18 protein-coding genes are annotated in these 14015 nt (G+C 66.4%); 8 read left to right on the top strand and 10 right to left on the bottom strand.

Annotation, left to right across the window (positions count from 1 at the left end):
- Positions 1–2: 2 nt before the first annotated feature.
- Both ACGTN6_RS11700 and ACGTN6_RS11695 read left to right on the top strand, forming a co-directional pair.
- Positions 3–971, top strand: coding sequence for a magnesium transporter CorA family protein (locus ACGTN6_RS11700; RefSeq protein ID WP_394591713.1), 969 nt, complete (start codon positions 3–5; stop codon positions 969–971).
- Positions 972–1178: 207 nt separating this feature from the next.
- On the top strand, positions 1179–2417 hold the full coding sequence (locus tag ACGTN6_RS11695; protein ID WP_394591712.1) for a DUF3422 domain-containing protein: 1239 nt from the start codon (positions 1179–1181) through the stop codon (positions 2415–2417).
- A gap of 75 nt (positions 2418–2492) precedes the next feature.
- Here ACGTN6_RS11695 and ACGTN6_RS11690 read toward each other — a convergent pair whose 3' ends face one another.
- The 5 genes from ACGTN6_RS11690 to ACGTN6_RS11670 form a co-directional block, all read right to left on the bottom strand.
- A complete protein-coding gene (locus tag ACGTN6_RS11690) occupies positions 2493–3149 on the bottom strand; it encodes a hypothetical protein (protein WP_394591711.1) in 657 nt (218 codons plus the stop codon).
- Between the two features lie 108 nt (positions 3150–3257).
- Positions 3258–4094: a DUF6999 family protein gene (locus ACGTN6_RS11685; RefSeq protein WP_394591710.1), complete on the bottom strand. Its 837-nt coding sequence runs from the start codon at positions 4092–4094 to the stop codon at positions 3258–3260.
- The gene (locus tag ACGTN6_RS11680) at positions 4081–4770 is read right to left on the bottom strand and encodes a hypothetical protein (protein ID WP_394591709.1); all 690 of its coding nucleotides are present in this window, start codon (positions 4768–4770) and stop codon (positions 4081–4083) included. The genes ACGTN6_RS11685 and ACGTN6_RS11680 overlap by 14 nt, the downstream gene beginning before the upstream one ends.
- Entirely contained in the window at positions 4767–5882 is a 1116-nt protein-coding gene (locus ACGTN6_RS11675; RefSeq protein ID WP_394591708.1) for a beta-ketoacyl-ACP synthase III, read from the bottom strand. The genes ACGTN6_RS11680 and ACGTN6_RS11675 overlap by 4 nt, the downstream gene beginning before the upstream one ends.
- A complete protein-coding gene (locus ACGTN6_RS11670) occupies positions 5879–6445 on the bottom strand; it encodes a diguanylate cyclase (protein WP_394591707.1) in 567 nt (188 codons plus the stop codon). Before ACGTN6_RS11670 ends, ACGTN6_RS11675 begins: the two co-directional genes overlap by 4 nt.
- Before the next feature lie 212 nt (positions 6446–6657).
- Here ACGTN6_RS11670 and ACGTN6_RS11665 point away from each other — a divergent pair, with 212 nt between their 5' ends.
- Entirely contained in the window at positions 6658–7188 is a 531-nt protein-coding gene (locus ACGTN6_RS11665) for a GNAT family N-acetyltransferase (protein ID WP_394591706.1), read from the top strand.
- On the opposite strand, the gene ACGTN6_RS11660 is transcribed toward ACGTN6_RS11665, so the two are convergent.
- Complete coding sequence (locus ACGTN6_RS11660; protein WP_394591705.1) at positions 7142–7633, bottom strand: MarR family winged helix-turn-helix transcriptional regulator; 492 nt, start codon at positions 7631–7633, stop codon at positions 7142–7144. The two genes, ACGTN6_RS11665 and ACGTN6_RS11660, sit on opposite strands and share 47 nt — an antisense overlap.
- Before the next feature lie 78 nt (positions 7634–7711).
- Between ACGTN6_RS11660 and ACGTN6_RS11655 the strand changes: the two genes are divergently transcribed.
- The 3 genes from ACGTN6_RS11655 (at position 7712) to ACGTN6_RS11645 (ending at position 9883) form a co-directional block, all read left to right on the top strand.
- On the top strand, positions 7712–8668 hold the full coding sequence (locus ACGTN6_RS11655) for a DMT family transporter (protein WP_394591704.1): 957 nt from the start codon (positions 7712–7714) through the stop codon (positions 8666–8668).
- A 25-nt stretch (positions 8669–8693) separates the two neighbouring features.
- Positions 8694–9344, top strand: a complete 651-nt coding sequence (locus ACGTN6_RS11650) for an NAD(P)H-dependent oxidoreductase (RefSeq protein ID WP_394591703.1) — start codon at positions 8694–8696, stop codon at positions 9342–9344.
- 89 nt (positions 9345–9433) lie between these two features.
- Complete coding sequence (locus tag ACGTN6_RS11645; protein ID WP_394591702.1) at positions 9434–9883, top strand: hypothetical protein; 450 nt, start codon at positions 9434–9436, stop codon at positions 9881–9883.
- Between the two features lie 52 nt (positions 9884–9935).
- On the opposite strand, the gene arfB is transcribed toward ACGTN6_RS11645, so the two are convergent.
- Both arfB and ACGTN6_RS11635 read right to left on the bottom strand, forming a co-directional pair.
- Positions 9936–10349, bottom strand: a complete 414-nt coding sequence (gene arfB / locus ACGTN6_RS11640) for an alternative ribosome rescue aminoacyl-tRNA hydrolase ArfB (RefSeq protein WP_394591701.1) — start codon at positions 10347–10349, stop codon at positions 9936–9938.
- A gap of 21 nt (positions 10350–10370) precedes the next feature.
- Positions 10371–10586 carry a DUF3820 family protein gene (locus ACGTN6_RS11635; protein ID WP_394591700.1) on the bottom strand — a complete coding sequence of 72 codons (216 nt, stop codon included), beginning with the start codon at positions 10584–10586 and terminating at the stop codon, positions 10371–10373.
- Positions 10587–10771: 185 nt separating this feature from the next.
- Here ACGTN6_RS11635 and ACGTN6_RS11630 point away from each other — a divergent pair, with 185 nt between their 5' ends.
- Positions 10772–11404: an SDR family oxidoreductase gene (locus ACGTN6_RS11630; RefSeq protein WP_394591699.1), complete on the top strand. Its 633-nt coding sequence runs from the start codon at positions 10772–10774 to the stop codon at positions 11402–11404.
- A 16-nt stretch (positions 11405–11420) separates the two neighbouring features.
- On the opposite strand, the gene ACGTN6_RS11625 is transcribed toward ACGTN6_RS11630, so the two are convergent.
- Positions 11421–12314, bottom strand: coding sequence for a sensor domain-containing diguanylate cyclase (locus ACGTN6_RS11625; RefSeq protein ID WP_394591698.1), 894 nt, complete (start codon positions 12312–12314; stop codon positions 11421–11423).
- Positions 12305–13108 (bottom strand): EAL domain-containing protein, encoded by an 804-nt coding sequence (locus ACGTN6_RS11620; RefSeq protein WP_394591697.1) that lies wholly within the window; start codon positions 13106–13108, stop codon positions 12305–12307. Before ACGTN6_RS11620 ends, ACGTN6_RS11625 begins: the two co-directional genes overlap by 10 nt.
- A 179-nt stretch (positions 13109–13287) precedes the next feature.
- Here ACGTN6_RS11620 and ACGTN6_RS11615 point away from each other — a divergent pair, with 179 nt between their 5' ends.
- On the top strand, positions 13288–13650 hold the full coding sequence (locus ACGTN6_RS11615) for a hypothetical protein (protein ID WP_394591696.1): 363 nt from the start codon (positions 13288–13290) through the stop codon (positions 13648–13650).
- Positions 13651–14015 lie beyond the last annotated feature (365 nt).

The following is a 14015-nucleotide window of genomic DNA, read 5'->3' as shown; positions in this document are numbered from 1 at the left end:
CGATGATACGCACGCTGCTGGTGGATGCCGCGGGTCGTCTCGACCAAGGCGACGAGTCGCTGATCGAGCGCTGGCGGGCTGAGCCGGAAAGCCGCATCTGGATCGACTTGCAGGGAGAACCCCTGGAAGCTGAGCGGGCCCTGCTTGAAGCCTTCGGTTGCCATCCGCTGGCCATCGATGATGCCCACCGCGACCGCCACCCGCCCAAGATCGAGGAGTTCGAGGACCATACCTTGATCCTCTATCGCGGCATCTCTTCCTTCGATGCCGATCTCTCCTACCAGCCCCAGCGAATCGCCTTCTTCCTCGGTGAACGTTTCCTGATCAGCCTGCATCCGGGGCTGGCGTTGAGCATCGATCGGCTGATGGCCCAGGATGCCGGCCACCTGCTGGCACGCTCGCCGGAATACGTGGCGCTGCGGGTCATGTACGCCTCCGCCGGTTACTACCTGGATAGCTTGCTGGCCTTCGAGAACGAGCTGAGCGACCTGGAGGATGCCCTGATCGAGGACGGCAGCGATGCCCTGATGCGCCGGGTGATCGGCTATCGCTCCCGGCTGGTGAAGATGCGCCGGGTATTCAACTATCACCTGGGCATCACCCAGGAGCTTACCGCCTACGATTATGCCCACCTGCCGCGTGGCAACGAGGAAACACTGCACGCCATCAACGACGTGCATGAGCGCTTCGAACGCCTGCACAGCCTGACCCAGATGTACTACGACATCTGCGGCGACCTGATCGACGGCTACCTGTCGCTGTCGTCGCACCAGCTCAACCAGACCATGCGGGTGCTGACGGTGATTACCGCCATCTTCGTGCCGTTGACCTTCATCGCCGGCATCTATGGCATGAACTTCAGCCACATGCCGGAGCTGGCCTACCGCTACGGTTACTTCATCGTAATGGGCGTGATGCTGGCGATCGGCGGCGGCCTGCTATGGTGGTTCCGGCGCGTTAAATGGCTGTGACCGTGACTCCGGGGTAGGGCATAGTGACGCAGCGTGAGTGGCTCTCACGCTGCGTCGGCCCCGATGTCATGTTCTAACCCCATGATTTCACCGAGTTATGGCCTCGAGCTCCGGTCGTTCGGCGGTTTCTCATGCGGCGCTGCAGGGTGGACGCCGCCGTCAGGCCCCGTAGTCTCGAGGGCTTCCACTCTTATCAAGCCCCTGACCATGCATCCCCAGCGCGAACAACTGCACAACGAGCTGCATGCCCGGCCGTCGATCTACTTCGCCGGGCCGGCCCACCTTCACCACTACGCCTTTCTCGACACCGACGGCGTCTGCGACGGCATCGTCCATCGGCTGTGCGAGCTGACCGGTACCTCCCCGGCGCCCGATGCCGTCCAGGGCATCCTGACCCTCGACGGCGGCCAAGTGCTGAAGTGGGAACGCCACACCGAGTTCTTCACCCTGACGCTGATGGTGCCGATCGCCGACGGCGGCCAGCTATGGCCCGCGCCGCCGCCCCGGCTGGCGGAGATCGCCGAGACCCATCACGAGGCGCTGATCAATGCCACCCTGATCCGGATCGAGACCGAGGCCAGTTGGGCCGGTGACACCGCCCACTATGGCTTTCGCGATCCCGCCGGCTCGCGGGTCGCCGGCGGCGATGCCACGGCCTGGAGCGATTTCCGTCTCGATGAGAGCGGCGTCAACCGACTGCTGATCGTCAATCGTGCCCTCAACGACTTCCGCCTTGGACGTATCGCCCGGCGGCTGCTGGAGATAGAGACCTATCGCATGATGGCCTCGCTGGCGCTGCCCCAGGCCAAGACGTTGGGCATCGAGCTGGCGGCCTTCGAGGCGGAGCTGGGCGAGCTCTCTGACCGCAACGCCGAGGATCGCCCCGAGGGGCCGCGCCCCCTGCTGGCGGCAATCGCCTCGCTCTCGGCCAGGCTCGAGCGCAGCGGGGCGCGCAGCCGCCACCGCTTCGCCGCCACTGAGGCCTATGCGCGGATCGTCTTTGCCCGCGTCGAGGAACTGCGCGAGACACGGGTCGGCGACTGCCAGCGGCTGGGCATCTTTCTGATGCGCCGTTTCCAGCCCACGGTACGCTACTGTGCTGCGGTGGATCGCCGCCAGGAGCGGCTGGCCGAGAATGTGGCGCGCCTCAACGACTTGCTGCGGACTCGTGCCCAGGTAGAGATCGAGGAACAGAACGTCGAGATGCTGCGCAGCCTCAACGAGCGCACCAGCAGCCAGTTGAAGATCCAGAAGGCCGTAGAGGGCCTGTCGATCATCGTCATCAGCTACTACATCTTCAGCCTGATCAAGTTGGCGCTGGACAGCCTCGAGGCGCTGGGCATGCCGATCGCCCCATGGCGGGCGACGGCGATCTTCGCGCCGCTGGCCATCCTGGTGATCGCCGTGCTGGCTTGGCGGATCTGGCGGGTAAAACGTCACCACTAGCGGGGGAAAGGATGGCGCCGATCGAATGGTCGGCGCCAGGTCGGAACGGGGTGCTCTGGCGTCGTGCGCCGAGGGCTATTTCAGGTAGATCTGCCCCTGTTCATGCAGTGAGCGGCAGTCGTTGGCATCGTGATAGCGGTCTTCGTCCAGGTTGATCGAGTGCACGCCCGGCCCGTCGAAGCGCGGATCGTCGCACTCGCCGTCGTTGGCCCACTGGCTGGTGTTGTCGCCCCATTCGATGCCGGTGTCGTCGCTCCTGGCGGACGTGCCGCCGCCGCTGCCCCAGGAGGGATCGGCCTCGGAGATGTAGAGGGTCGCTTCCGGCAGGCCGCCCGAGGCGTAGGTGCCGATCCAGATGTTGTAGTTGCCCGAGGGCGGGTTGCTCCACTTGATCCCCGGGTTGGTGCCGGCCGCCGTGGAGAAGTCGTCGTTGCAGTGCCAGTTGCCCGCGGCGTCGTAGACTACCAGGGTGATGTCTTCCTGGGCCTCGGCGTAGATGCTCAGGGTGTACTGTCCGGCCTCGTAGTTGAGATCCAGGTCGGGCTTGTCGCTGACGTAGCCGCTGCAGTTGGCACCGGCCTCGCCGGCCGAGCGGCTGCCGCCAGCGGAGAGCGCGGTCACGTAGGGATCGGGCTGGAAGCCTGAGTTGAGGTTCACGGTGCCGTAGGTGGGAGTCGCCTCCCAGTCCAGAGCCTGGACGCCGACACTGAAACACAGAAGTGGAAGGGCCACGAGGGCGGCCCTGCGATGAGTTGACGACAGCATAGTCCTGTTCCCTGCGATTTTTTCAAGTCATGGTGCGTGGCGCACCCGGTCATAGTACTCAGCCCCCCCGGAAAGTCACGCCGAGGTGGCCTCTCGGCGCAGGCGCTCCAGGCGGGCGTAGAGGTGCTCGGTGAAGAAGCCGTGCATCAGGAAGCGCTGGCTGAGGTTCCAGGGCCCGACCAGATAGTGCGGATACTTGTTGTAGGCCAGTTCGGCGAGGCTCGGGTCGTCGATTATCCGGCCGATGCGCAGGGCGATCGACTGGTCGAGGTTGAAGCCGTTGATGGCGTCGCGGTACTCCTCGCGGGTCAGCAGCAGGCAGAACAGGCACATGAACAGCACATGGGCGCTCTCGAAGTCGAGCACCTGGGTGCGTCGGCGTTCGAGCGTGAATTCACCCATGTCCAGCGGCCGCCAGTGGTCCCAGTGCAGCGCCTCCGGGGGCCGAGGCTGGGTATCCTGGCCATGCTCGCCGAGTTCGGCGAAGGCGCGAAACAGCTCCTGATCGTGGTCGACGAAGCTCGCCGTCAGCATGTCCTCGATGCGTTGGGGATACAGCGTCAGCGGCTCGACTTTCCCGGCAGCGCCGTTGTCGATCAGGAAGTTGATCACGTTGGACTCGGTGGCGTAGTGTCGCAGGATCAGCAGGTTGGCCTCGGGGCTGACCACGTGGCGGCAGAACCAGCAGATCAGCCGCTGCAGCAGGCCGTGAGCGCGGAACTGGGGCAGCGGTAGGCGCTTGAAGAACCAGGTCAGATGCAGCAGCGCGCCCAGCACCAGCTGCAGCAGCGGGCGCAACGACCAGCGGGTGGGGCGTTCCAGATCGTTGAGCCACAGCGTCAGCGCCTCGCGCTCGATGGGTAGGGTGTCGTCGGCCTCGAGGGCGCGCAGGAAGGGGCTACGCCGGCTCATGGTCGATCTCCTCGAGCTGCAGGGCATACAGCCGCGCCACCACCCGGGCGGTGCGCAGGATGGCACGTCGCTCGGCCTCGCCGCGGCAGACCCGGTCGAGCAGCGCGTAGAGCTTGTCCAGGTGGGCGTCGTCGTTGGCGCCGTGATAGCGCATGAAGCGCGTGGCGCTGCCGTCGCCGCCCAGGGCTGCATCGATGCGCCGGGCCCAGTCGTCGGCCATCTTGTGGCCGAGCCCCTCGATGATCCACATGGCGCCGATCAGGTCGACGGGGTTGGGCTGGCCGGCGCGATACATCATGAAGGCGTGGAGTGCCTCGCTGCCGGCATTGCGCTCGGCTGCGACGATCACTGAACGCTCGCCGCCGGCCGCCACGTAGTCGGCTTCCAGCATCTCGTAGTCGCGGTGTTCTTCCCGGGCATGCTCGATGACCATCGAGCGCACGTCGGCGAAGTCGCGCTCGAAGCTCGAGGCACCGCGGGTGATCCAGCGCGCGCCCTCGATCACCTGCTGACGCAGGTGGCACAGTAGGCGGCGATAGTCCTCGTCGGTGAAGCGGTCGCGTTCCAGGCGCTGGAGGATCGGCACCCGGCCAAGCTGGCGCTCGAAGTCGAACCAGACGCGCATCAGGCCCTGCAGGCAGGCCTGGCCCTCGGGGGTGGTGACCTTGTCGCTCATGAGGTGGCCTCCCTGACCACGGTGAGATGCATATAGACGTTGTTGAAGCGCCCGCTCTCGGGCACGAAGCACAGCAGGGTTTCGCCCTCGGCGAGCTCGTGGGTGCGGCGGAACTCGTCGAGCATGATGAACAGCGAGGCGCAGCCGGTATTACCGCGGGTGTAGAGGTTGGTGTACCACTTCTCCTCGGGAATGGCGGCGCCGGCCTGGGTGAGCATGTCGTAGATCTGGCCGCGGAAGTGGTGCGACGAATAGTGGCACAGCAGGTGGTCGACCTCGTCGACCCTCACCCGGCCCTCGTCGATCAGCCGCAGCAGGCCGTCGACGCCGAGCTTCACCAGATGGTCGAGCAGTCGCACGTCCTGGCGGATCAGCAGCGCGCCGTCGGCCTCGGCCTCGGCGTAGGTGGGGTAGTCCTGCCAACTCGGGTGGCGCCCCTGACCGTTGGCCCGGCCCACGCTCATGCACACCGGGAAGGCGTCGGCGTGGGACACGCCGCGGATCCAGTCGATGCGGAAACTCAGGCCGCGCGGCCGGTCCTCCAGCAGCAGGGCGCCGGCGCCGTCGGAGAGCATCCAGCGCAGGAACTCGGCGTTGAAGTCCGGCGTGGCGCCGGCGGCTTCGAAACGGCTGGCCTTGAACAGCCTCGAGGCCAGCTCGCTGGCGACCACCAGGGCGTTGCCGTGCTCGCCGGCGCGGATAGCCGTGTAGGCCGCTTTCAGCGCCATCATGCTGCTCGAGCAGATGCCGTGGCTGGTGTGCAGCTCCAGGCTTGGCAGGCCCAGCTCGGCCTGGACCATGCTGCCGAAGCCCGGCAGTACCAGGTCGCCCTGGCTGGTGGCCACGCTGAGCATGTCGAGGCGGGCGTCGGGAACGTAGCCCTGGTCCAGGCAGTCGCGGCCGGCCAGGGCGGCCATCTCGCCGTTGCTGATGGTGGTGCGATGTGCGGCGTCGATGGCGTAGTGGCGCGTGCGGATGCCGTTGGCCTCGAGGATGCGACGCTTGAGCCGGCTGGGCTTACCATGGACCAGGCCCAGCACCTGCTCGATGCGGTCGTTGTCCACCGCCTCGCCGGGCAGATGGTGGCCGGTGCTGGTGATATAGACACTCATGCCGACCTCCCGCGCTTCAGGGCATAGACCAGGCAGCGCAGGTTCTCCTCCGCGTAGGGGAACACCGCCAGCACCGCCATGAAGGTGAGATAGCCGGGCAAGTAGCCGGCGCCGCCGTGAGGGGTTTCCAGCGGTACCAGTGACAGTTGGCCGGCCCAGTCCAGGGTCAGCAGGTCCGCCACCGTCGGGCCGTTGATCACCGCGATCAGCGCCAGCATGTAGAGCGGCAGGCTGGCCAGGTAGTTGTGGGCATGCATCTCCCAGATGCTGATGTGCCGGCGCGGGGCGGCATAGTGCACATCCCAGTGGGCGACCAGCTCGTGCAGCACCCAGGCCGCCAGGCAGATCAGCAGCACCAGCACGTTGACTTCGAAGAGCAGGCACAGAAGGATCGGAATGCCGACCTGAAGGCCCATCAGCGAGTGGACCAGCGATTCCTTGAGCCCTGAGGTGGCCTCGATGCGGGTCGCACGGTGGCAGCACCAGTCGACGAAGCCGGCGATGCCCCAGAGCGGCAAGAAGACGTAGAGCAGGACCTGGACCAGCAGCGCATCGGTGGTCATGGGGTGACCTCGCGTTGGCATGGGCGGGCGGTGGATGACACGGTGAGGTTCTCCTTTCCATGGAGGGGTGCTGGGGTTTGGAAACGCTGTTCGAAAACGAGTCTAGCCGCTCTCTGCAGAAATGCAAACGATCGTTTTATTTATCCCTGCCCGGTCAGGCTTCCTGCCGGCGAGGTGCGGGTCGCGAATAACATGATGGAATATAAGCCATAATGAATCAGAAGACTCACGATCTGCGACCGCTCGAGAGGCAACAGTTGGCTACCCTGCGGGACTGGTTTCCCGACGCCGACAGCTGTCGGCGCTGGGGTGGCCCGGCCTTTCGTTACCCCTTCACGGCGCAAGGCTTTCGAGAAGACCTGGGGTTCGACGAATTGGCGAGCTTCGGCCTGCTGGGCGACGCGGGGGAATTGCTGGGCGTCGGCCAGTACGCCGAGCGCTGGGGGCGTTGCCATCTGATGCGGCTCGCCGTCGCGCCCCACGCCCGGGGGCGGGGGCTGGGCGGCGAGCTGATCCGACGCTTGGCATCGCGCGGGGGGGAGGCTCTGGGCGTCGAGACCTGCTCGCTGTGGGTGTTTCCCGATAACCCGGCCCGGCGTCTCTACCGCCGCCTGGGCTTCGCCGAGGCGCAGGCGGCAGTGCCGCAGCCGCCGCTGTGCTACATGGTCGCTCGCCTGGCGGAGCTGCGCCGAGGGCTCACTCCGTCTCGAGATGGTCCATCAGCTTGGCGAGCAGGGCATTGAGGGTCTGCTGCTCTTCGCGACTCAGCGGTGCAAAGGCACGCGCCTCGTTCTCCACGTGCTGCGGGATGGTCTCGTTCACCAGCGCCAGGCCCGCGTCGGTCAGGCTGACCAGCATGCTGCGACGGTCCGCCGGATTGGGCCGGCGTTCGATCAGTCCGGCCTTCTGCAGGCGGTCCAGCTGGTTGGTCATGCCCCCGGAAGACATCATCAGCACTTCGAACAGCTGTGTCGGGGTCAGCGCGTAGGGCTCGCCCGCCCGGCGCAGCGTCGCCAGCACGTCGAACTCCCTTGGCTGCACGCCACGTTGCTGGAAGAAGGGCTCCAAATACTGGGCGCTGACGTGTCGGCTGACGGTGTTCAGCCGCGCCGTCAGCTCCATGGGCAACAGATCCAGTTCGGGAATTTCCTGGCGCCACTGGTCGATGGCCACACTGACTCGGTTCATGGCTCTTGCTACCTATTTATCTTTACACTAAGATTCTTTTCATCGTGATACACGATGGCGAACTATAGGAGTGTAAGGATGACGAAGCCGACCGTGGGACACAAGCGCGATCAGCGCACCGGGCTGAAGGCCCTGGGCTGCCTGCTGCTGGTGGGGACCTTGCTGGCGATGTCGCTGAGCGTGGCCAAGGTCGCCGACACGGCGAACCTGCCGCGACTGACCTTCCTGATGGCGTCGCTGCTCGGTGCGAGCGCCGGCCTGCTGATGTTGTCGCTGCGACGCCGTGCCGATTGGCGACTCGACCGCCGCATCCTCGAGTACGCCCTCGTGGCCGGGAGTCTGCTGGCCTTGCCCAATGCCCTCGGCTTCCTGGCGGTGCGCCACGTCGGCGCCGGCTTCATCTCGCTGAGCTTCGCCTTTCCGATCCTGGCGACCTGGGTGCTGGCCGTGGTGCTGCGCCTCGAGCCCCTGCGCTGGAGCCGCCTGGGCGGCGTGTCGCTGGGGCTGGCCGGCGGTATCGTGCTGGCGCTGTCCAAAGCCGGTGGTAGTGAAGGCTCCCTCGGCTGGTCGCTGTTGATCCTGCTGATGCCGCTGACCCTGGCCGCAGGCAACATCTATCGCACCCTGCGCTGGCCCCAGGGCGTGCCGGTGGCTTTCCTGACCGCCCTGGTGCTGATCGGCGCCGCCCTGACCCTGCTGCCGTTCAGCCTGGCGATGGAGCCCGGGCGAATCGGCGAGCTGTTCGCCGCGCCTCGGGCACTGGGATTGCTGCTGGTGGAGGTCGGCATCTTCACCGTGCTCTACCTGTTCTTCTTCATCCTGCAGCGGCTGGCCGGCCCGGTGTACCTGAGCCAGATCGGTACCGTCGCCGCGGTAATGGGTACCGCCTTCGCCGTGCTGGCGCTGGGCGAATCAACGCCGCCCAACCTGCTGCCGGCCGCCGCACTGGTCATTGTCGGCACCCTGATTTTTCAACGCGGGCCGGCCGATCGCCCTGCTGAGGCGACCACGCCAGCCCAATCCCGAAATGCATAACGTCCCATCACAGCGGAGAAATGACATGTCCCTGACCCCGACCACCCTCCAAGCGGCCCTGCAGTGGCGCTATGCCGCCAAGCGCATGAACGGTCAGCGCGTTCCCGAGGCCGCCCTGGCGCGCATCCTCGATGCGGCCCACTTGTCGCCGTCCTCCTACGGCCTTCAGCCATACTCGGTGGTGGTCGTCGACGACCCGTCGCTGCGTGAGCGCTGCCGGCCTGCCGCTTTCGACCAGCCCCAGATCGCCGAATGCTCACACCTGTTGGTATTCGCCACCTGGCAGGCCACCGGCGATGGTGAGGTCGATGACCTGATTCGTCTGATGGCGCGAGAGCGGGAAGTCGAGGAATCCAGCCTCGACGGCTATCGCGCTACCCTGAAGGGCGTGGTTAACGGTTTCGAGAGCCCGGAGGCCCGGCGCCACTGGGCTGCCAAGCAGGCCTACCTGGCCATGGGCATGGTGTTGGCCGCGGCCGCCCTGGAGCGGGTCGATGCCACGCCCATGGAAGGCTTCGATCCGGTCGCCCTGGATGAGGTGCTGGGGCTACGGGAGCAAGGGCTCTCCAGTGTCGTGGTGGTGGCGTTGGGTTACCGCGATGGAGACACCGACTGGCTCGCCGGGCTCAAGAAGGTACGCTGGCCCCGTGACAGAGTGATCCTGCAGGCTGGCTGAGGAGCTGACGGGGCCACGGCATTGGCCGGTGACAGACGCTACGCTGCAGGTACGCATCGCAGATCATGATCCGCTAGAGGAGACATCGCATGAACCGCACACCGCTTTTCACCACTCGGCTCGGTCTGGGCCTATCGCTGACGCTGCTGCTCGCCGGTGCGGCGCTCGCCAGCGAAGGACAGGACCTGACCTTTCAGGGCGATGCCAGCTTCCACGGCCCCCACGGCGGCCAGGCCCTGCAGGCGGCGCTGGTGGATGCCGCCAATGGCGACACCATCGCAGTGAAGACCGGTGAGGTCTCCGCCGAAGCCGATCCAAGCTTCTCGTTCACCTTCCCCGGGGTGCTGATGGAAGGCGGCGACTACGCCGTGCACTACTGGATCGATTCCAACTTCGGTGGCGGCACCGCCGGCAACTGTGACGACATGCAGCACGACCACCAGTGGAGCGTGGCCATCGAGCCCACCGGCGGCCCGGTGACCCATACCGAGCAACACGATCCCTCGGCGCAGACCGCGGTCTGCGACACCTTCCGCTGAGCCGGCGTGGCCCTCACGGCCGAATTCCAGGGCCGGCCAGGACCCGAGTCGCTCAGGGCTTGACCTTGCCGCGCAGCGCCTTGGTCTTGCCTTTCTTCACCTTCTTGTCGACCCGGCGACGCTGGGAGCCCTTGGTGGGCCGGGTCGGCTTGCGGGTCTTGCGCTGCCGGATGGCCTGGCGGATCAGCTCGCGCAGCCGGCCCAGCGCTTCTTCCTTGTTCAGCTCCAGAGCGCGGTGGGACTGGGCCTTGATGACCACCACCCCGTCCTTGCTGATGCGCTGGTCGGAGAGCGCCATCAGGCGCTCCTTGTAGAACTCCGGCAGGCTTGAGGCGCGGATGTCGAAGCGAAGGTGCACCGCCGAGGCGACCTTGTTGACATTCTGGCCGCCAGAGCCCTGGGCGCGGATCTGGTGGATCTCGAGCTCGTGATCGGGGAGCTCCACGGTGTTGGAGATGCGCAGCATGATCACCTCGTCGGTCGACGTTCAGTCTTGATGCCGGAGCGGCTCGAGGAGCTCATTGAGACCGTTGTGATCGATCTCGTGCATCAGCGCCAGCAGCCGGCCGATCTGGCCCTCGGGGAAGCCCTCGCGGGCGAACCACGCCAAGTAGGGGCCGGGCAGGTCGGCGATCAGGGTACCCGCGTGCTTGCCGAAGGGCATGCGCAGGGTGACCAGGCGTTGCAGGTCCTCGGGGTGCAAGGCGCCGCTCCTTCATCATGGGGTTGGCGAAATGACGTGGCAGGTTACGCCACCGCAGCGCGTGGGGCCAGCCCGTTACCGGTGCCGGCGGGGGCGCGCTGAACCGCGCATCGCGGCTGGTGCCCTTGAACTTCGGGCTGCCGGCCCGCATGCAGTGAAGGCAGCCATTCCCACGAGGAGAACTCATGACGACACTGGTGATCGGTGCCAACGGCCAGATCGGCCGGCAATTCTGCGAACTTGCCCAGGCGGCCGGGGAGCCCATCAAGGCCATGGTGCGAGGCGAGGCCCAGCGTGCCTGGTTCGAGGAGCGTGGCATTCCCAGCGTTGTCGCCGACCTGGAAGGCGACTTCGCCCATGCCTTCGAGGGCTGCGATCAGCTGGTGTTCACCGCCGGCTCCGGGCCGCATACTGGCCCCGACAAGACGCTGCTGATCGACCTCTACGGTGCCATGCGGGCCGTTGACCTGGCGGCCGAGCGGGTACTGCGGCGCTTCGTGATGGTCAGCGCCCTGCGTGCCGAGAATCCCCAGGCGGCGCCCGAGAAGCTACGTCCTTATATGGCTGCCAAGCTGGCCGCCGACGCCTATCTCAAGGCCTCCGGCATGCCCTGGACGATTCTCAAGCCGGGGCGGCTGATCGATGAGCCCGCCACCCGCCGCGTCGCGACCTCGCTGGCCGAGACCGGGGGCGAGAACACCGTGTCCCGGGCCAACGTGGCCGAGGCGTTGCTGCACCTGGTGCAGGCCGATGACCTGTCGGGCCGCGAGTTCCTCCTGCTGGACGGCGAGCGCGAGATCGCCGAGGCGCTGAGCTGAGCGGCGCAAGGTTGGTTCAGTCGTTCTGGGCTGCCCGGATGCAGTTACGCCCTGAGGCCTTGGCGCGATACAGCGCCCGGTCGGCGCGTTCCAGCAGGGCATGGCTGGCTTCTTCGTTGCCGGCCAATGCCGCAACACCGGCCGAGAAGGTCAGGTGGAGCCTCGGCCTGGCCAACGGCGTCGCCGACAGCTTGCAGCGCAGTCGTTCCAGACTGGTTTCGGCACCCGGCCGGGTCACTCCGGGCAGAATCACCAGGAACTCCTCTCCGCCCAGGCGGGCCAGCACGTCATAGTGGCGCAAGCCACGCAGCAACACGTCGGCGGCGCCCTGCAGGGCCTCGTCGCCCACCGCGTGACCGTGCCGGTCGTTGACCTGCTTGAAATGGTCCAGGTCGCAGATGGCCACGCACAGCGCCCCGCCGAGTCGGCGGTGTCGTTCCAGCTCTTCTTCCAGGCGGGCCAGTCCGGCGCGTCGGTTGAGCAGACCGGTGAGCTCGTCGTGGCGGGCTAGGTAGTCGAGCCGGCGTTCCAGGGCCTTGCGCTCGGTGATGTCGGTGACGAAGGTGACCTTCTTCGCCTCGCCGGTGTTGTCGAAGATGCGCGCCGCCTCGGCGATGACCGTGCGCCGCTCACCGTTCTTGCGTCTCACCTCCCACTCCTGGCGTCGCGCCAGATCCTCCTCACCGCGGATCAGCCGCTGGTGCATCTCGAGCAGTCGCCGACGCTGCTCACTCGGCACCATCATGGTGAAGGGCTGGCCCAGTAGTTCCTGTTCCGTATAGCCGTAGAAGTCGCAGTAGGCGGGATTGACCATCTCGTAGCGGCCCGCGGCATCGGTGATGGAGATGCCGATCGGTGCCGCTCGGATCAGTCGGGGAATGTCGTCGGGCCCGGTCAAGGTCAGCGGCATGCGGCCCCCCTTCTTGGCAGGGGGGCGGCGTGGATCGCCTCGAAGCGTTCGTCCGGGACCGTTGCCAGGGCATCCAGTGCCGGCCGGGCGAAATAGTAGCCCTGCTGAAGCCCGATGCCGGTCTCGAGTAGCCAGCGGCCCTCCGCCGCGGTTTCCACGCCCTCGGCGATCAGGGTCAGCCCGAGCCGGCACGCCATCACGACGGTGGCCTCGATCAGCGCCTGGCGGCGCGGGTCCCGGTCGCAGTCCGCCACCAGCCGGCGATCCAGCTTGAGCTTGTCCGGGTGCAGGTCGGCCAGCATGTCCAGGTTGGCGTAGCCGGTGCCGAAGTCGTCCAGGGCGACCCGGAACCCGTGTCGGCGGTAGGCGGTGATGATGGCCATCAGATGATCGCGGTCGCTGACGTGCTCCGACTCGACGATCTCGAAGATCAGCCTCTCCGGCGGCCATCCGACTCGCTGCGAGACCTCGAGGGTGGCCTCGAGGCAGGCCTCGGGCTCGTAGACCGCGTTGGGCAGGAAGTTGATCGACAGGGACTCCCGCATGCCTAGCCGACTGGCCTGCTCGATGGCCTTGACCCGACAGGCCTGATCAAAACGGTAGAGCTCGGCATCGGTGATGCTGTCCAGCACCTGGCCCGCCGGCTCTCCACTGGCGCCGCGCACCAACGCTTCATAGGCGTGGATGTGTCGACGGTTGACGTCGACGATGGGCTGAAAGGCCATGGTGAAGTCGAAGGGCAGCGCTCCCTCGCAGCGACGGCAGTGGCCCGTGACCCGTGCACAGTGTGCCATGGTGGTTCCCCGGCGATGTGCCATCTCTCGGCCCAGGCAGGGGAAAGGGATGGCAGATAGATGTGTTTCGTTGCTAAGTATCGTTTTTGTACTATTTCTGTACAAGTATTTGGCGTGCCCTCGACGTCCTGGCGCCTTGTCGGCATCATCGGCGCCCAACCGTTTTCCCAGGAGCTCGCATGACTGACACCCTCGCCGACGAAGAACTGACCCGGCGCGTCCGCCACCTGCTCGAGAGCGCCCCCGAGACCGCGTTGCCGCTGACCTACCAGCAGCTCGCCGAGGCCCTCGAGCTCACGCCACCGCGTACCATCCGCCGCGTGGCCCTGGCGCTGGAGGCGCTGATGCGCGAGGACGCCCGGGCCAAGCGCCCCTTTCTCGCGGCCCTGGTGGTCGGCCGGCAGGGCGAAGGGCTGCCACGGGTGGGATTCTTCGAGTTGGCGGTCGAACTGGGGCGTTTCCCCGAGGGCTCGAATGCCCAAGTCATGGCCTGGCAGGAGGAGTTTCGTCTTGCCGTGTCGGCACGGTCGACCGGTCACTGAACGATGGCACTGTGTCGACTATCGGCCCCTCTGACATGAACTGAAGGCAAAGCGCGAACTGAAGGCAGGATGCCCAGGGATTGCGTGCGGATGTGTCAGGCAACATGGCTTGTTCATGGGCGAGGGGCCTGGGCGCCCTAGATGTAGGGAATCGCCACGTTGACGATGGTGATCGACGTGCCACGTTCCACCAGCCCCTGCTTCACCGTGAGGGTGACCCATAGTCGCTAGCGGGGGCCGTAGCGTTCGCAGCGTCGCTCCATCTGGGTCATGGGCGACACCTCACGACTCGGGGCTGCAGGCCCTGAGAGACATCATCGCGCAAGGGCGGTCCTATAGCGATTGCGTGCCACTGATCAGGTGTT

Origin of the sequence: Halomonas sp. B23F22_20, from assembly GCF_043496985.1 — a bacterium.
Classification (GTDB): domain Bacteria; phylum Pseudomonadota; class Gammaproteobacteria; order Pseudomonadales; family Halomonadaceae; genus Halomonas.
Note: the sequence above shows the minus strand (reverse complement) of the source record. Positions and strands in the feature narration are given on the sequence as shown.